Genomic DNA, 19106 nt, shown 5'->3' with positions numbered 1-19106 from the left:
TTATGAATTTTGTTTTTGAGTTTAGAACTGATGTAAAAGTCCATGCAAATAAATCCAATTTGAATTTTTATCAGTTTGCAAAAGCCAAAAAACTAGATCTAAATTATAGTTGTTTTTTTACACTTGTGAAAGCACAATTAAGACGATTGCCAATAAAGCTAAAAACAATCCTACAATATTCTTTTTACTAAGTTTTTCTTTAAAAATTAAAACCCCAACTAGACTTCCAATAACAATTACTCCCAAATTCATACCCGCAAATACTGTAGAAGGACTTTCTGAGAAATCCTGATGTGCCTTGAGGTAGAAAAGGATATTTCCAAAATTGAACATTCCTACCAAAGCCCCAAAAATAACATTGCTAGTTTTTATGACTATTTTTTTTAGGATTACTTCGTAGGCAACTACGGCAATCATAATTGTCATAGCAATTCCAAATATTACAAATAATGAAGTAGTATAGGGCAGACTTGTAAAAGAGGAAATTTGCTTGAAGAGAATGTCTATCAACCCAAAACCAATTAGTACCACGGCTGGATAAACCCATTTTGTGGCAGTACTTTGGGTGCTTTTTGAAAGAATTAGCAATAGGGCTGGTACTGCAACAACAAAAGCTACTATTTTTAGTACACTAAATTGTTCGTTGAAGATTAGCCAAGCTGATAGAATGGGGATAAAAAGGGATAAGCGTTGGGCTGCATCCGTTTTTACAATTCCCATGTGCTTAATGGATGCTGCCAAAAAAAGGAAAATTATAGGTAACAAAAAACCAATGACACCATAGAGTTCCCAGGGTGCTGTTGCATTGACTTTAGTTATATCTGGACTGAAGGTAGCATAGCAAAACAGTATTGCAAATACATAATTCCAGGCTACAATTTGAGCGTGATTGATAGTGTATTTTCGAGCAATTTTAAAAAGAATTCCCACGGTTACACTACAAATTACACTTAGAATTAAAAATAGCATAGGTTTTATATTTTACTGCAAAAATACTGTTTATTGCAGTATTAAAAGCAGCTATTAATTTTTGAACAGATTTTTAGGGCAAAAAAAAAACAATAGGAAATCTATTGTTTTTAATTGTAAATAATATAATTTTTTTTCTTCATTATTTAAAATAAGAGCAATTTTCTATCCGTTTTTTTATAGATCGTGTTTGTACTATTTTTCTAGTTTTGGAGAAAAAATATTTAAAAAAGTAATTTTCTTTGGATAATATAAACTTGAATTAAACCTGAATTACACCTAGATTAAATTTCTTTTCAATAGGCGAGTGGTTGGCCGCTTCAATTCCCATTGAAATCCAAGTTCGAGTATCAAGGGGATCAATGATAGCATCTGTCCATAATCGTGATGCTGCATAGTAAGGTGAAACTTGTTCATCATACCTGGCCTTTATTTTATCAAACAATTCTTTTTCCTTTGCTTCATCTACTAGTTCTCCTTTTGCTTTAAGCGAAGAAGCTTCAATTTGAGCCAGTACTTTTGCAGCTTGAGTGCCGCCCATAACTGCTAATTCTGCACTTGGCCATGCAAATATTAATCTTGGGTCGTATGCTTTTCCACACATTGCATAATTTCCTGCTCCATAGGAATTACCCACAATTACCGTGAATTTTGGCACTACTGAATTAGAAACTGCATTAACCATTTTTGCACCATCTTTAATGATACCGCCATGTTCTGATTTTGAACCTACCATAAAACCAGTAACGTCTTGCACAAAAACTAAAGGAATTTTCTTTTGGTTGCAATTGGCAATAAATCGAGTCGCTTTGTCAGCAGAATCAGAATAAATTACGCCACCAAATTGCATTTCGCCATTTTTGGTTTTCACCACTTTTCTTTGGTTAGCAACAATTCCTACTGCCCAACCGTCAATTCTGGCATACCCAGTAATTATGGTTTGGCCGTAACCGTCTTTGTACGCTTCAAATTCGGAGTTATCAACCAGTCGATTGATGATTTCCATCATATCATATTGTTCATTACGAGCTTTGGGTAATACACCATAGATTTCTTTTTCGTCTAATGCAGGTTGCATAGCTTTAATTCTACTGTAACCCGCTTTGTCAAAATCACCTATTTTATCAACTATATTCTTTATTCTGTCTAAAGCGTCTTTGTCATCTTTTGCCTTATAATCAGTCACTCCTGAAATTTCGCAATGTGTAGTGGCACCTCCTAATGTTTCGTTGTCGATGCTTTCGCCAATGGCCGCTTTGACTAAATAACTTCCGGCTAAGAAAATACTACCCGTTTTATCGACTATCATGGCCTCGTCACTCATGATAGGTAAATAAGCACCACCAGCCACACAACTTCCCATAACTGCAGCAATTTGGGTAATTCCCATGCTACTCATATGTGCATTATTTCTAAAAATACGACCAAAATGTTCTTTGTCTGGGAAAATTTCATCCTGTAAAGGCAAGTAAACGCCGGCACTATCTACTAAATAGATGATTGGTAGACGGTTTTCCATAGCAATTTCTTGGGCACGTAAATTTTTCTTGGCTGTGATGGGAAACCATGCACCTGCTTTTACAGTCGCATCATTGGCCACAACTATGCATTGCTTTCCTCTGATGTATCCCATTTTTACGACTACGCCACCAGATGGACAACCACCATGTTCTGCATACATCCCTTCACCAACAAAAGCACCAATTTCAATACTTTTAGCTTTGGCGTCAAGCAAATAATCAATGCGTTCTCTGGCAGTCATTTTGCCTTCATTATGCAGTTTTTGAATGCGTTTTTCGCCACCTCCCAATTTGACGATGCTTAATTTTTGTCGCAAAGCAGAAAGTAAAAGTTTATTGTGGTCTTCGTTTTTATTGAAGTTCAAATCCATGATCAAAATGTATTAAAAATTTGTGCTAAAATACAAAATCCAACTAAATAAATTTTATTATTTTAATTGGTTTGTAAAGAAAATAGAGTGTAAGTTTACTATTAAAACAAAAAAACAGAAGTTTACTTCTGTTTTTTTATGAATTTAATAAAAAAGGGTTGTTTATTTTTTAGACTCGTTAACCAGTCTTTTTAAAATGGCCCATTGTTTCAATGCATCGCGTGCTTCGACAGCAGGGTAGCCTAACATGGTTTTTCCAGCTGGGATATCCCCAGTAACGCCCGATCCTGCTCCTACAATAGCGCCGTCACCTATGGTGGTGTGGTCTTTTATAGAAGCACTACCGCCAATGATAACGCCGTTTCCAAGTGTTACAGAGCCTGCTAGACCACTGTTTCCAGCCATAATGCAAAATTTACCTAATTTGCTGTTATGTCCTATTTGAACTAAATTATCAATTTTGCAACCATCTCCTAAAACAGTTGAACTAAATTTTCCTCGGTCTATACAAGAGTTTGCACCAATTTCAACACTATTACCAATGATTACGTTACCAATTTGTGGAATTTTTACCAAACCTCTTTGCGGATCAGGACGAAACCCAAAACCATCAGCCCCAATTGTTGCATTGGGATGCAAAATACAGTCATTTCCAATATGACAACGTTCTCTAACAACGGTACCGGACCATATCACCGTGTTTTTTCCAATTACACATTCATCCAAAATAGTCACATTCGGATAAAGGGTAGTATTATCTCCAATTATAGTTTTAGGACCAATGTAGCATCCCGCACCAATTCTAGCACCACTACAAATAGTTGCGGTTGGGTCAATCACTGCGGTTGGGTGAATGTCTACCGCAAAAAATGGAGTAGGTGGAGCAAAAAGTTCTAAAATTTGTGACATAGCCAAATCTGCATTTTTAACTTTAATAAATGCACGATCCTCTCCTGGTTTTATTCCAATATCCTCGTTGACAACGGCTACACAAGCTTTGGAGTCGGCCCAAAATTTTTCATATTTTTTATTTCCAATAAATGAAATTTCAGATTCGCTGGCAGCTTCAAGCTGTTCTGGTGCAGTAATACTTTGAGAAGTATTCCCAATTATTTCTCCCTTAAGAATATCATTTATTTCTTGAATGGTGTAGGATTTCATGAAGTATATCTTGATTTTGATTGTAAAATAGGTATCAAATAAAAGAATTTACCTTTTAAATTCCTAATTACAACTATTTCTTTAGTGATAGCGGTATACATAATAGCGTTAAAAGGCAGTTTAATAAAAAGTTGTTACTTTATAAAAATAAATGGAAGGACTTATTTACTCTTCATTTTTTTTAGTGAGGAAATCAATGATTCTGAAAACTTATTTTAAGCGGATTTGCAATCCGTGTCCACACAATCCATCGACAATCTAGAACAAATTTAACACTACAACATCTAAATCATTTTCTAAGCCTGCATAATTTCTTGCAGAACTAAAATAATAATTCTCGGTCAAGGTGACTACTTTCTCTTTTACAGGATTGTTGTGAATATAATTAACTTTTTGTTTTATGAACCAATTGGTTTCTATTATTTCAGCGTGATAGCCGTCTTGCCACCCGAGCCTGAAAGTGCGAATTGGCGAAGCATACTTTATAGCTTTGATCTTTTTTAAGATGAGCACACGCTTTTTCAAAATAAGTCAAAAGCCATTCCCTGCGACTCTCTGGCTCTTCCAATATAGTCTGAATAATTTTCTTAGAGGTATATTTTTTAAAATCACGCATGACATCCGATAAAATGAAACCATTAGTGGCTTTGCACATTAAATGGATATGACTGTGCATAATGCACTACGCATAAATCTCAAGACCTTTTTTCTCTTGGCAATATTGCAAAGCATTGACAATATTGTACTTTTGGTTGAGTCGCGTAAATATATCAACCCAACCTACTGTTGTAATGGTTATGAAATATGCCTGATCTGTTGTTGTTGCTTTATATTTTGTCGACATCCTTTTTTATTTAAAAATACAATAAAAGCTACAAACAAAACAATCACATAACTTTTATTTGTTTCTTTTCGTGTAGATTTGCTTTGTGGGCACGGATTATGGTTGTGGCTCATCATTGTGGGCACGGATTGCAAATCCGCGCTATCGTACATGAGAGATTTTTTTACATATCCGAGCGATCGGGGTTTTTACAAACAGGTGATAAGATTAGAATATACAAAACTGATATATACAAATCTATAAGCAATGGCGATGGAAAAAGCATAACAAAAACAATTAATGTATTTAAATAAAAGAAAATGAACACAGAATTTATCATTAAAAAATTTGAAAAAATGTTACCCAATAATTTCTTTATCAAATTAATGGAAGACGCATATTTAAAAGGTTTTTTCGAAGATGGAAAAATAATAAAAGGAATCTTCCTAGGAAGCATAGATGATTTATTAACCACAAATATTATTGCGAGTATAAATTTTAAAGAAATTGAAAATATATTGCATCCACATGAAGATCAATTTTCAATTACAACTATTAACATCAATATCAATAAACATCTCTTTAACCATAAAATAAGAGAAAGTACTTTGAATCAATTACCTGTAAGTTTAGATAATGAAGCTGATATAGATAAAGCTTGTCAACTTATACAACAGTATATAGAACAAGAGGCTATTCCCTTTTTTAACTATTGGCAGGATATTCGCGATTTTTTGCCATTTTTAGAAACAAAAAATAATGGTTTTATTGCAGATCTATTTTCGGGAGATGGTTTTTATAAAAAAGTAATTATTTGGAAACTATGTTCACATCCTGGATATAATGAATTAATAGAGGAAATGTTCGAGATATTTATGCAGGAACTCAAGGAATCTCCTAAGGACAAATTATTAAAAAAAGATTATGATAAGTATATCAAAATCATAAAAACATTAGAAAAGACAAAGTCTTTGTATGAATGGGATAAAAAATATTTAATACAAAAACCTTATATAAAATAGAATAAAAAAACCCGATAGCGCGGATATGTCACTCGCACGATAGCGCGGATTTGCAATCCGTGCCCACAAAGTTCATCAACAATCTAAAATAAGTCCAACATTACAACATCTAAATCATTGTCTAAGCCCGCATAATTTCTTGCAGAACTAAAATAGTAATCCTCTGGTAAGCCAACTACTTTCTCTTTTACAGGATTGTTGTGGATATAATTCACTTTTTGTTTTATGAACCCGATAGCGCGGATTTGTCACTCGCACGATAGCGCGGATTTGCAACCCCGATGGCTCGGATATGACGAGCATTCTCGATATTGATAGCGCGGAATTGCATTCCGTGCCCACAACCCGATAGCGCGGATATGTCACTCGCACGATAGCGCGGATTTGCAATCCGTGCCCACACAGTGCATCAACAATTTAAAACAAATCCAACATCATAACATCCAAATCATTTTCTAAGCCTGCATAATTTCTTACAGAACTAAAATAATAATGCTCGGGCAAGGTGACTACTTTATCTTTTACAGGATTGTTATGTATATAATTAATTTTTGTTTAATGAACCAATTGGTTTCTATTATTTCAGCGTGATAGCCGTCTTGCCACCCGAGCCTGAAAGTGCGAATTGGCGAAGCATACTTTATAACTTTGATCTCTTTTAAGATGAGCACACGCTTTTTCAAAATAAGCCAAAAGCCATTCCCTGCGACTCTCGGGCTCTTCCATTATAGTCTGAATAATTTTCTTAGAGGTATATTTTTTAAAATCACGCATGACATCCGATAAAATAAAACCATTAGTGGCTTTGCACATTAAATGTAAATGACTGTGCATAACGCAATACGCATATATTTCAAGTCATTTTTTCTCTTGACAATATTGCAAAGCATTGACAATATTATACTTTTGGTTGAGTCGCGTAAATATATCAACCCAACCTGCTGTTGTAATAGTTATAAAATATGCTTGATCTGTAGTTGTTGCTTTATATTTTGTTGACATTTTTTTATCTAAAAATACAATAAAAGCTACAAATAAAACAATCACATCGCTTTAATTTATTTCTTTTCGTGTAGATTTGCTTTGTGGGCACGGATTATGGTTGTGGCTCATCGTTGTGGCTCATTATTGAGGGCACGGATTGCAAATCCGCGCTATCGTACATGAGAGATTTTTTTACATATCCGGGCGATCGGGCAAACTAATATGACGATTAAATATAAAGTCGACTGGCTAATACCTAGTCAAGGTCCATTGACTGTTTCGAAAAATAAGATATTTAAAATTGCAGATGCTGGCACAGATAATATTGCAAATGTTATTATTGAAAAAATAATAAAAGTAAACTAGACTATGAAAAAATCAGATAAAAAAGAATTTGTATTTGAAAAATTATTACAATTACTAAAACCAAAAGGCTATTATTTAGTAAAAACAGGTTTAGATCCTACTTTTGTTTTAAAAAAAGAGAATCAAATAATATCGTTTTTTTTCAACTTTAAAGATGGAGGACAAATTTCGTTTTCAAAGATTCTCATTTCCCTGCCAATTGTAGAAGATATAATGTTTGAAATAAAAAAGCCAAATCAAGATTATTCTTTTATAGATGAAAAAAAGAATTTTCTAATTACTATTCAAGATAAGTATACACTAATGCCAGAGGGATATTTTAGTGGAATAGGTTATGACGTAAATAATGAGGTTGAGTTATCTTTTTTTACAAATTGGATTACAAATTATCTTAAAATCGAGGGCGAAAAATTTATAGAAAGATATAGTTATTTACCTAATGTGTTATCGGAAATGGATAAATTAGAAAGTGAAGGGAAATATTGGAATGAATTATTAGCTGGTGGTCCCGAATTTTTGTTCAGAGGATTGATCATCTCCAAACTATGTAATGATGCAAAATATGACAAAAAATTATCGTATATTGCATCTCTTCTTATATCTATGGCTGATGATTATCTGCCTTATTTTGAGAAATTAAAAATAAGATTAGAAAATTTAGAACCTAAATATAATATATAATCCGCATCGCGCATTCTATGATAAAAAACAAGTGATAATCTAAAAATTAACAGGCAAATTTATATGTGTTTATGTATGGAGTTTGTCTGTTAATTACAGAAAAAACGCGACCAATAATTTTACATTTTACATTGTTTAAAACTAGCATCGCATTTTTACCTTCTCCTTTTTTTCGTTCATAATACCCCGCTGATCGAAGTGTCCTTAAAAAAAATGTACTCAAAGACCGCGGGCTGCTGCGCGAATGTCTCTGACTTCGCGCCATTTTAAATCGTTTTGCCATCCGTAAACGTGATAAAATTCTCACGAATTTTTACTATAACTATCCTTATAATAATTAGCGTTTCAAAAGGGATAAAAAACTACAAAGTAACCGTTGGGGTATTTTGTAGTTTTTTGGTTTTATTTAAAATGGAGTATTATGATTTATCACTTAACGATTTGAGTTTAATAAGACATCTACGAAAAAGTCGGGAGACTTTTATTAGATTTACTTATAACAAGAACATTCAAGAAAAGGTCGAAGTCGGGAGACTTCGCCGAACGGTGTTTAAGTAGAACGTACCACTCGAAAGTATTCGTGCGGTAGCAGGGACTTTTGAAGATTATTAAATTAGATTATAAATTTTCTATTATCAAGATGTTCATTATTCAAACTACTTGTTAAACAAGGTCTTGTTTGAAATTCGGGTGCCTAAAAATTACTTTTTCTTGGGTAACCGAATAAACACCCTTCCGAATATGATTTAATGATTTTATTTGAAATTAATAAAAACGAAAAAACCTGTAAATCCTAAGATTTACAGGCTTTTGGTTTCAATTGAAAATGAATTAGTGGACTGAGCGGGATCACAATCGAACACCTAATTCCGATATTAACATTTTTTGAGAGCTTAAAATTATGATTTTAAATATTAAGTCTAAAGCCAAATAAAATGATTCGTTAAGCTTTTTTTCTTGTACAGAATGAGGCTCCAATGCCGTTATACAAGTCTCAATATTTAATGAGCTTTCGGTATGTTTTTTAAGAACTATACTCAACATTAGGTTTACTTTCAAAGTTTTGATTTATATCAATCTAATTGTAAGGAATTAGTATTTAATTGAATAAATTTCTCAATTGTTTTATTTATTGGCACTGCTATTCAAAAGCCTAAAATAAAAAGATCCTGAAAATCCCATATTTTTGATTTTGCGAAACTATAAATACTTTATAGTACTGTTCAGACGAAACAAAAATACCAAAAAATCATGTATTTGACATATTATTAACCTAGTTCCTCGATGGATAGCGAATCTAAATTAGTCTGGATATATTGTCAGAATTTTTGGAGGTTAGCATATTTATATTATAAAATCACCTCCTAAAGTAGAACAATATTGAATGGTAGTGCTTTTTATAAATTGTTGATAACAAATAATTTTTAACTGCAGTAATGCAGTGAAGGAGAAAACAGATCAATTTTAAAAAGAAATTTTCTATTAAATAAATTACTATTTATCACTACCATCCGAAAGTGTTAAATAAAAAGTGCCTGAGATTCCCTTATTTTTGTTTTGCGAAAAATAAAATAATTTTATGGGACTCTTCAGGCGAAACAAAAATATTAAAAAACCAGTTATTCGACAAATTATTGACCTAGTTCCTCGATGGATAATTGAATCTTGTAGCAAAAAGCACAATTCAGACAAGGGATGCAGTAAATACAAGACGTACGATCAATTTGTTGCTTTAACTTACGGACAGCTAAATAAATGCTACACATTAAACGACATTTCCACTGGAATTGGGGTTAGCGAGACTTTTATTGGAGATTTAGGTTTAAACCAAAGTTCGGCAAGATCCACGATGAGTGACGGCAATAAAAAACGGGATTGGAAAGTTTTTGAATCGTTGTATTATAGGGTTTTAAAGCATTATGAAAGGGTTTTAAAAAGTGAATCAGAACGTAGTATAATTGCCGAAATTAAAGAGCAAACTATAAAACTCATTGATAGTACCACAATCAGTCTGTGTTTGAACATGTTTGACTGGGCAAAGTTTCGGACAGCAAAAGGTGGTTTAAAAATACACACTTGCTGGGATGATAATTTACAGATTCCAGACTTGGTAAATATAACCCCAGCAAAAACACACGACCGATACGGTATTGGTCAGTTAATTTTTCCAAAGGGAACAATTGTCATTGAAGACAGGGCATATTTTGATTTCACATTGATGTTACATCGGATTCAAGCCGAAAATATTTTTGTAACTCGAATCAAGACCAATACATTGTATCAAATTGTCCAAGAATTGGACTTGCCTGAGAAAGAAGATCAAGATATTTTAAAAGACGAAATTATCGTTTTAATTAGCAATAAAGCAGTAGAAACTGGCATTAGCAAGAATCAATTAAGATTAGTTCGCGTATATAAAGAAGATGAAAACAAGGTTATTGAGATAATAACCAATAATTTAGAATGGTCAGCAAGGACGATTGCTGATTTGTACAAAAAGAGATGGGATATTGAGTTGTTTTTCAAAGCAATGAAACAAAATCTACAAATAAAAACATTTTTAGGGACAAGTGAAAATGCGGTTAAATCACAAATTTACATCGCTTTGATCAGTTATTTATTGGTTGAATTGATTAATAGAACAATAGCAAAAAAGAATAAATCGTTCAGTAATTTAGTTGAAAAAATAAGAATCTGTTTAGTTTATTATCTAAGTTTAGACTATGTATGCAATGAAATTGGAAATGGGGCTAAAAAAATAAGGTCACAACCCAAATTAGAATTCAGTTATGACTTATTTTCAGCGTAATTTTTTAATAAAAACCTGTTTACAGGCTATCCAGATTGATATTTGAGGCTTTATTAAAACTTTCGGATAGCAATGACTATTTATAAAAACATTATTATTTTTTGAATTAAAGAACTTACATTTGCAACCGTTAAAGTTTTATTAAATATTAGGAAAATCTCTTAATGAAAGTTTTTTTCATAAAAATATTTAATTAAAGATTGATAAATATAAAATTCTTGAAATGATTTTTCTCTATAAGTCACAAAAATTGTTCTCAAAACGAATAACTAAATGGTAACTGTTATTAAAAGTAGTTATTTTTTAGCATTAACGTTATTAAAATTAAAGCATAAAAAAAATTTGACCATAAAATTAAAAAAAAGGCTTAAAACCATTAAAATATACCGAACTTGAAAAAAATTACTTTACAAAAAAATATTTTTACATTTATTATATCCCTTCTTTTTGTTAGTTTCAATTCTTACGCAAAAGTTCATAATGATACAATATTAAAAAGTCAAAATAAAAATTCTATCTATTCTAATTTTAATTTGACTAAAAAACATACTCCTGAAGTAGCTTCTAATTTTCATTACAATCAACAGAAAAGTGAGTTTACAAAAGACTTTTTAGATCATAATTTTCCTCTTTCACAAGAGACTCAAAAAGATTTAGAACTTGCAAAAGCTACAATAGAAAAAATAGAAAAAAATAGCAGTTTAACGGATTTTTTAGAGCCTAAAAAACTTTCGATGTTACCAATAGGCATAAAAAAAACTATTGGAGGAATTCAGTACATGTTAGGGATTAGCAAGGCCACATTTAAAGCTGAATATACTGAATTAACAGCTTTTGTACGAATTATAATTCCTCAAAAAGATGCTAATGGGCAGTCAAAACAATTATTTTTTGGTGCAAATAATATCAAGTTATCTCACAAGGGCGGATTAGTTGGTGATACTAATCTAGCTTTACTTGGTGATGTACCTATAAAAATTAATGGTGAACATCTCTTATTGATTTTAAAGGGAGGTATGAATATGGCAACTGGTGAAGTTGATAAAAAAACTTATGTCACCATTGATTGCAACGGTTTTAAAGAACTAGGGATTACTGCTGATTTAAAATTTTCTAGAAAACTAATAGTACCTGTTAATGACAAATTCATTGCTCAAGATACTACAGCACATGTTACTGCTAATTTTAAAACCGTTGTGTCAAATTGGAATGATATTTTGGTAGAAATATCCATACCAAAATTTGAATTGGCTTCCAAAAAAGGTTTTTGTTTCGAACTCAATAATGCAGTACTGGATTTTAGCGATTTAAGAAATTCTAAAAATATAAACTGGCCAATTAATTATGAAGCCAAATATCTAATACCAGGAAATGAAAATTTATGGCGGGGTATATATGTAGAAACGCTTAATGTTGTGTTACCTGAGGAATTTAAAAAAAAGAATAGTAAGGCTAGAGTACATTTTAATGCAAAAGATCTACTAATTGACCGCATGGGAGTTTCTGGACATTTTTTAGGAACTAATTTAATTAGCTTAGATGAAGGTGATGCTTCAGAGTGGGAAATGTCTTTAGACTCTCTAGATGTAAAAATTGCTGCAAATTCATTAGTTTCAGCTGATTTTAATGGCGAAATTCTTTTACCTGTATCTGATAAAAAATCTACTTGTAGCCAAGGACAAAGATCTGAGTTAAAATACAAGGGTAGCATAGATCCAATAAAAGATGAATATATTCTTAATGCACAAGTTAGTAATGATATATGCTTTCATGCCTTCAAAGCAACTGCTACAATTAAGGAAAACTCATATGTTGAACTAAAAGTAAAAGACGGTAAATTTTTTCCAAAAGCAGTTTTATTCGGGACGTTGTCATTGCAAGCGAGTAATAAATCGGTTAGTACTACACAATCAGAAGTAAATACACAAAGTAAGGAAACTGTTGATTTTAAAGGGATTATTTTTGAAAATCTAACATTACAAACAGTAACTCCTTACTTAACTGCTGATTATTTTGGTTACAAAAATCTCCAAAGTAAAGATGCTAGCCTTAGTAATTTTCCAGTAACTGTCAATGAAATTTCTTTAATTACTGCGCCTGAAAGTGCTAGTTTAAAAATTGATTTGGCGATCAATATAATGGAAAATCAATTTACAGGTCAAACTAAATTTTATGTCATTGGAAAATTTAGCAAAGAGGAAGGTATTCAAAAATGGAAATACGACAGTCTTAAATTTGAACAGATAAATATTGGTGCGGATATAGGAGGGATGAAGTTAAATGGTAGCATTGCAATCATGGACCACGATCCTATTTATGGTAAAGGCTTTAAAGGAATGTTAAGTTGTGATTTTACGGGAGGTATCAAGGTGGAAGCAAATGCTATTTTTGGAGCGACGACTTTTAGATATTGGTACGTTGATGCGATGGTAGATAATTTAAATATTCCATCAGGAGCAATAACTTTTAAAGGTTTTGGAGGTGGTGCTTCCTACCGAATGAAAAAGGAAGGGTTCAGTAATAATTTTACAGCATCAGGGTCTAATTATGTTCCAGATATTGAATCTGGTTTAGGCGTAAAAGCTATGATTAAATTTTCGGGAACAGCTTCGGCAGATGCATTTTGGGGAGGTGCAGGTTTTGAAATTGCTTTCAATAATAAGTTCGGCATCAACAGAATCAGTATTTATGGTGAGGGCCATGTGATGCAACCTTTTGAAATTCCTGTGCCAGATAAACTTAAAAAAGCTTTGAAGGAAGTTAGTGAAAAAGAAGCTAAATTTTCAAAAGAAATCCTAGAAAAACTAAAAATAGGGAATTTATCTCAAGCTGCTGAAGATTTATATCCAAATGAGATCAAAGGTTCCATGGGTATTAATGCTTTTGCTGCGATACAATATGATTTTACATCAAAAATATTACATGGTACATTTGATATGTATGTCAATACACCAGGAGGCATAATTAAAGGCCGTGGAAGTAATAATAGAGCTGGCTGGGCTGTATTGCACTTTGGTCCTGATAAATGGTATATACACATGGGTACTCCAAAAGATCGTTTAGGCTTGAAAATGGCTATAGGCCCTGTAGAGGTTGAATCTGGTGGATATTTCATGATGGGAGACGATCTACCAGCTAGTCCGCCTCCACCAGCTATTGTTGCAGATCTTTTAGGATTAAAACTCGAGCAATTAGATTATATGCGAAATGAAAACAGTCTTAGCGGAGGGAAAGGTTTTGCTTTTGGATCAGATTTTAGTATTAAAACTGGGGATATAACCTTTTTATTGTTTTACGCTAATTTTCAAGCTGGTTTTGGTTTTGATATTATGTTGAAGGATTATGGTGATGCTGCCTGTCAGGGTTCTGGACCTATCGGTATTAACGGTTGGTATGCCAATGGTCAAGCTTATGCCTATTTAAAAGGGGAATTAGGTATCAAAGTAAAACTCTTTATGGTAAAAAAGAAAATAAAAATTATTGAAGGAGGAGGAGCCGTTTTAGTACAAGCTAAACTACCCAATCCAGTATGGATTAGAGGGTATCTTGGTGGTCACTTTAATTTGCTCGGAGGATTAGTGAAAGGACGTTTCCGATTTAAGGTCGAATTTGGAAAAGAATGTGAATTTATAAACAATACCCCTTTAAACGGTTTAAAAGCCATAGCAGATATTACACCTGCAAAGGATACAAAAGATGTAAATGTATTTGCAGTACCACAAGTAGGATTTAACATGCCTATTAACAAAAACTTTACTATAGAAGAGGATAGCGGCCTAAAAACATACCGTTTAAAACTTGAAGAATTTATGGTAAAGAAAAACGGTAATCCAGTACTTGGTTCTACCAGCTGGAATACAACCAATGATTTAGTTAGTTTCAATGCAACAGAAGTATTACCGCAAAATTCCGACTTAACACTAAGTGTAAAAGTAAGTTTCCAAGAGTATACTAATGGTAACTGGAAAACCATTTATGATAACGGCCAAATAGCTACTGAAGATGAGACTGTTAATTTTACAACAGGGACAGCACCAAACAACATACCAGTAAACAATATTGCGTATTGTTACCCTGTTTTTGATCAAAAATATGTATATCAGAACGAGAGTAAACAAGCTTATGTAGTCCTTAAACAAGGTCAATCTTATTTATTTGAATTAAAACCAGGTCAGACTCAAAAAGCATTATACAAAACTGGAACTAAAACTGTAAATAGTACATTATCCTATTCGCCTAGTTTAAAAAAAGTAAGTATAGATATACCAATTTTAGAGAAAACGAAGTCCTATAATATTACTTTAATGACCTTAGAAACGCAATCAGAAGCGAATAACAATTTAAAGGAAAGTTATGAAACTCAAAATTTGGACGCACAAACTAGTGTTGAAACTAAAAAGAATGAGCTAAAAGAAACCATAACTGGAGGACAAGGTATTGAACTATTGCAATACAATTTTAATACCAGTCAATACAATACTTTTGAGGAAAAAATGAATGTAAAAAGACCAAGACAAACCTTGGTAGAAATCATCTACTCGGATGTACATGCTTTACATTCTATCAATAATTCGTCAGAACCATTTGATGAAATTGAACTTATTGGTAATGCCAAGACTTTAAATATTCCTTTAGTGACTACTGAGGCTATACTTGACGATAATTATTATATCAATGAGATTTTTCCATTGATATATAAAGGATATCCTCTAGAAAGTGATTTAACATTAAATAGAAATACATTAGGGCTACCGCCTACAAAAGGTGTTGAAACACTGGCTTGGTATCAGGATGATCTTATGAATAATGCAACTAGTTACATGCTGAAAGAGTACCTACCATACCGATATAATTTACCTTTCTATTATAAAACAGACTTTGTGGATTTAAGATATAAAGTAGTCAACAAATATCTGAATACTGCCAATCAAGTTATGAAAACAAAGTACGATTATATCATCAACGGACAATTTCCGTACCTCAAAAAAGGGAACTACAACATAAAATTGAAATACACTTTACCAGGTGGTCAACAAGGAACAAGTTCTATTTTTACATTTAATAAAACCAATTAAAATGAAGACCAAATTTTTAATGTTCCTTATTTTAACTGCTATAAATTTAGGGTTTGCTCAAAACCAATTAGTTAAAGAGCCTAAACTAGCTGAAAATAAACTAGAAATAAAAGTACTTACCAGAGTTCAAAAAGATAAGATACTTCTGCGTTGGGCCGTGACCGATGCTATGGCTTGGAAAAAATTAAACAAATACGGCTACTTAGTAGAGCGGTTCACTATTGCGAGAAACAATAAAACGCTATCAAGTCCAGAAAAAGTTGTTTTAGCCAAACAAATTAAACCAGAGCCTTTAGCATCTTGGGAAACCATAATAGATACCAATGAAAATGCTGCTATCATTGCTCAAGCACTTTATGGTGAGGAATTTTCAGTTAATGGAACTGATAATTTACAATCGATCATTAACCTTTCTGAAGAAACAGAGCAGCGGTTCACATTTGCTTTATACACTGCCGATAAAGACTTTGAAATTGCTAAAAAGGCAGGTTTAGGACTTGAAGATACTACTATTAAAGAAAACGAAAAGTACTTATATCGTATTTCTTCTAATGTTCCTAAGCAAGAATTAGATATTGATTATGGAGGTGTCTTTATAGATACTAAAGAAGTGGAGACATTACCAAAACCAATGGATTTTTCAGCAAATTTTACAGATAACAGCACCATGTTAAGCTGGAACTTCAATATACTAGCGCACGCGTATGGTAGTTATTACATAGAACGTTCAGAAGATAAAAAAATATTTAAACGTATTACCAATAAACCCTACACAAGTTTAAATCAAGAAAACACAAATAATAATAGGATATTTTATGTAGACACTATCGCCAACAATAAAGAGTATAGTTATCGCATTCAAGGAATTTCTGTATTTGGAGAGTTAGGACCTTATTCTGAAGTTGTTAGTGGAAAAGGAAAATCATTATTAAAATATGTTCCTCACCTTACGGTACAGGAATTTAAGGACGATACAACTGTTAACTTAATTTGGGAATTTCCAGAAGAAGGAGATGAAGAAATAACTGGTTTTGAGCTTAATCGTTCTGATAAAGAAGATAATAATTATGTTACCGTAGTCAAAAACATTTCGCCAAAGGCTCGCAACGTAATTTACAATAAATTAAATCCATCAAACTATTTTACAATAACCGCAGTGAGCAAACAAGGAAATAGTAGAACCTCATTCCCAATGCTTGTTCAGCCCATTGATTCTATTCCCCCAAGTAAACCAGTTGGCTTAAAAGGAACTATTGACAGTCTGGGCGTTGTAAAAATTTTATGGGATAGCAATAAAGAAAAAGACTTGTTAGGTTATCGAATTTATAAAGCATACAATGCATCTGAGGAATACAGTCAGCTGACAGTGAGCCCAAATGAAAAGAATGCTTTTGAAGATAAAGTAATACTTAAAACCTTAAATAGTAAAGTCTATTACAAAGTGATTGCTGTAGATCACAGATACAATATGTCTGAATTTTCAGAGCCACTCGTTCTAAAAAAGCCAGATATTATTCCTCCCGCATCGCCCGTTTTTTCAAAGTATAAAATTAGAGAAGGAGGGGTTTTCTTAGAATGGTTTAACAGCCAAAGTGAAGATGTGGCAGTACACCAATTGTATCGACAACAAAAAGATCAAAAGGAATGGAAACTTGTTTATGAAACTAAAAACAAAGAAGAACAATTTCAAGACAAGTCTGTTGAAGAAGGGAATATTTATACCTATGCCATTTTTGCAAAAGATGATTCAAATCTACAATCGCTACCTTCGCCTAACCTATCCACTTTTGTTCCTTTAAATGGCGTCATGGAAGCAATAAAAGGTTTTTTTGTTCAAGCTAACAAAACAAGTAACACCATTGATCTATCTTGGAATTACAGCAATCCCTTGGTCGATAGTTTTGAAATCTACAAAGCCTCTGAGAAAGATGCTTTACAGTTAATACAAATTGTAGATGGGAAAAAAAGACAATTGTCTGATCCAACCATTACCATAAACACCAATTACAAGTACGGGATTAGAGCGATTTTCAAAGATGGAAGAATGTCTAAAATTGATTTTTATACTGTTAAATTTTAGACGGAATGAAGAAACTATTTTTACCCTTGATATTGGTTTTAACCATAAAAGGATATGGACAAACATATACAATGGAGCTCCTGTTTAGAAAACCACAAATAGCATGTAATGAAGTGTTTTGGACTTTCTCCGATTATATTGTAGAGGATGACATTACAATAGGAACTAAAACATATACAGATATACCAAATTTTGAAACATTTAAATTGTCATCATTTTTCTTTTGCCCCGCCACAACTATAACGCCTGCATGTGAGAGAGTTAGCGTATATAACGATGAAAAAACAGCTATTCAATTAATTAAAGGTTCCACATTAAACATAACAGGATGTTATGCCAATATCCGAACTACAAGTTTCAAACCGAATGTAACCGTTAAGAACGTAGCTCCTAATGGTTCTACAACGATATGTTCTGGAGAAGAATTACAATTAGCTGGATTTCCTGTCGGATTTCCTGATGAAGCTTACCACTGGCAATATTCATTAGACAATCAACAAACTTGGATAGATGTGCCGACAAATTTCAACAATAATCCAACTACGAATTTTTCAGTTAAAGATGTTTTAGGAGACAGTCATGTAAACTACTTTGATAAGCAACTCTATTTCAGATTGGGCTATCAAAACAGACCTTTTACAGATCCAATTACAATAACTTACTCTGCTTGTGCGCCAGTAATAACGAATTTAAACCCAATTCAACCAAATTGTATTGGTGATCCTATGACTGTCATTGTAACTTTTGATAGACCATTAGATCTTGAGAAAGATGAAAAATTAACCAATTTTCAAATTATTAAAAAAAATGGACAACTTACTGGAAACCAAATTTCTGAAATATTTGCCTTTGACGCTAGCAACGCGACACAATATACCTATAATAATGTTACAGGTTTAATAAACGGAGAAATATATACGGTAAAATACCAAGCTTTTCAAGGAGTAAAGGAGAGAGGAGTACCCGAAACCGATAAAGATTTTCAATATCAGGATCCAACAGCTGTACAATTCGAGATTATCTCTGCTCAAAACCCCTTATGCCACGATGGTACTGTTGAAATTGTCATTAGTGTAAAAGGCGGTACAGGTACTTATAAGTTTTATGATGACACAATAGAAATAATTCCTACAGCAATTAAAGGTACTGACGGTTTTTACTATCTAAAAAACTTAGCACCCAAAGATTATAAAATAAAAGTAGTAGACGGTAATGGATGTATTGATGAAAATAAACATGACTAGT

The 19106-nt window shown here is 32.6% G+C and carries 10 protein-coding genes and 2 pseudogenes; 6 read left to right on the top strand and 6 right to left on the bottom strand.

Annotation, left to right across the window (positions count from 1 at the left end; genetic code table 11):
- Positions 1-117: 117 nt before the first annotated feature.
- The 4 genes and pseudogenes from ACNQGO_RS09665 to ACNQGO_RS09650 form a co-directional block, all read right to left on the bottom strand.
- Positions 118-969, bottom strand: coding sequence for an EamA family transporter (locus ACNQGO_RS09665; RefSeq protein WP_417985122.1), 852 nt, complete (start codon positions 967-969; stop codon positions 118-120).
- A gap of 262 nt (positions 970-1231) precedes the next feature.
- Positions 1232-2860, bottom strand: a complete 1629-nt coding sequence (locus ACNQGO_RS09660) for an acyl-CoA carboxylase subunit beta (RefSeq protein ID WP_417985121.1) — start codon at positions 2858-2860, stop codon at positions 1232-1234.
- 162 nt (positions 2861-3022) lie between these two features.
- On the bottom strand, positions 3023-4021 hold the full coding sequence (gene lpxD, locus ACNQGO_RS09655) for a UDP-3-O-(3-hydroxymyristoyl)glucosamine N-acyltransferase (protein WP_417985120.1): 999 nt from the start codon (positions 4019-4021) through the stop codon (positions 3023-3025).
- Between the two features lie 258 nt (positions 4022-4279).
- Positions 4280-4865 (bottom strand): annotated as a pseudogene (locus ACNQGO_RS09650) (REP-associated tyrosine transposase).
- A 299-nt stretch (positions 4866-5164) separates the two neighbouring features.
- On the opposite strand from ACNQGO_RS09650, the gene ACNQGO_RS09645 reads away from it, so the two are divergent.
- Complete coding sequence (locus ACNQGO_RS09645; protein WP_417948072.1) at positions 5165-5866, top strand: hypothetical protein; 702 nt, start codon at positions 5165-5167, stop codon at positions 5864-5866.
- An 83-nt stretch (positions 5867-5949) separates the two neighbouring features.
- On the opposite strand, the gene ACNQGO_RS09640 is transcribed toward ACNQGO_RS09645, so the two are convergent.
- On the bottom strand, positions 5950-6081 hold the full coding sequence (locus tag ACNQGO_RS09640; RefSeq protein ID WP_417968226.1) for a hypothetical protein: 132 nt from the start codon (positions 6079-6081) through the stop codon (positions 5950-5952).
- 202 nt (positions 6082-6283) lie between these two features.
- Positions 6284-6868 (bottom strand): annotated as a pseudogene (locus tag ACNQGO_RS09635) (REP-associated tyrosine transposase).
- A 351-nt stretch (positions 6869-7219) separates the two neighbouring features.
- Here ACNQGO_RS09635 and ACNQGO_RS09630 point away from each other — a divergent pair.
- From ACNQGO_RS09630 to ACNQGO_RS09610, 5 genes are all read left to right on the top strand, one after another.
- On the top strand, positions 7220-7897 hold the full coding sequence (locus tag ACNQGO_RS09630; protein ID WP_417968229.1) for a hypothetical protein: 678 nt from the start codon (positions 7220-7222) through the stop codon (positions 7895-7897).
- Between the two features lie 1579 nt (positions 7898-9476).
- On the top strand, positions 9477-10706 hold the full coding sequence (locus tag ACNQGO_RS09625; RefSeq protein ID WP_417947968.1) for an IS4 family transposase: 1230 nt from the start codon (positions 9477-9479) through the stop codon (positions 10704-10706).
- 533 nt (positions 10707-11239) lie between these two features.
- Positions 11240-15781, top strand: coding sequence for a hypothetical protein (locus ACNQGO_RS09620; RefSeq protein WP_417985119.1), 4542 nt, complete (start codon positions 11240-11242; stop codon positions 15779-15781).
- Position 15782: 1 nt separating this feature from the next.
- The gene (locus ACNQGO_RS09615; RefSeq protein ID WP_417985118.1) at positions 15783-17861 is read left to right on the top strand and encodes a hypothetical protein; all 2079 of its coding nucleotides are present in this window, start codon (positions 15783-15785) and stop codon (positions 17859-17861) included.
- A gap of 5 nt (positions 17862-17866) precedes the next feature.
- Positions 17867-19105 (top strand): hypothetical protein, encoded by a 1239-nt coding sequence (locus tag ACNQGO_RS09610; RefSeq protein WP_417947464.1) that lies wholly within the window; start codon positions 17867-17869, stop codon positions 19103-19105.
- The last annotated feature ends 1 nt before the right edge of the window (position 19106 follow it).

It is taken from the genome of Flavobacterium frigidum (assembly GCF_048286735.1).
In the GTDB taxonomy this organism is placed as follows: domain Bacteria; phylum Bacteroidota; class Bacteroidia; order Flavobacteriales; family Flavobacteriaceae; genus Flavobacterium.
The sequence above is the reverse complement of the archived record's forward strand: the minus strand, read 5'-3'. Positions and strand labels throughout refer to the sequence as shown.

Coding starts and splice junctions, on each gene's coding strand:
- ACNQGO_RS09615 (WP_417985118.1), top strand. CDS start 15,783: ATGAAGACCAAATTTTTAATGTTCCTTATTTTAACTGCTATAAATTTA.
- lpxD (WP_417985120.1), bottom strand. CDS start 4,021: ATGAAATCCTACACCATTCAAGAAATAAATGATATTCTTAAGGGAGAA.
- ACNQGO_RS09625 (WP_417947968.1), top strand. CDS start 9,477: ATGGGACTCTTCAGGCGAAACAAAAATATTAAAAAACCAGTTATTCGA.
- ACNQGO_RS09645 (WP_417948072.1), top strand. CDS start 5,165: ATGAACACAGAATTTATCATTAAAAAATTTGAAAAAATGTTACCCAAT.
- ACNQGO_RS09610 (WP_417947464.1), top strand. CDS start 17,867: ATGAAGAAACTATTTTTACCCTTGATATTGGTTTTAACCATAAAAGGA.
- ACNQGO_RS09660 (WP_417985121.1), bottom strand. CDS start 2,860: ATGGATTTGAACTTCAATAAAAACGAAGACCACAATAAACTTTTACTT.
- ACNQGO_RS09665 (WP_417985122.1), bottom strand. CDS start 969: ATGCTATTTTTAATTCTAAGTGTAATTTGTAGTGTAACCGTGGGAATT.
- ACNQGO_RS09630 (WP_417968229.1), top strand. CDS start 7,220: ATGAAAAAATCAGATAAAAAAGAATTTGTATTTGAAAAATTATTACAA.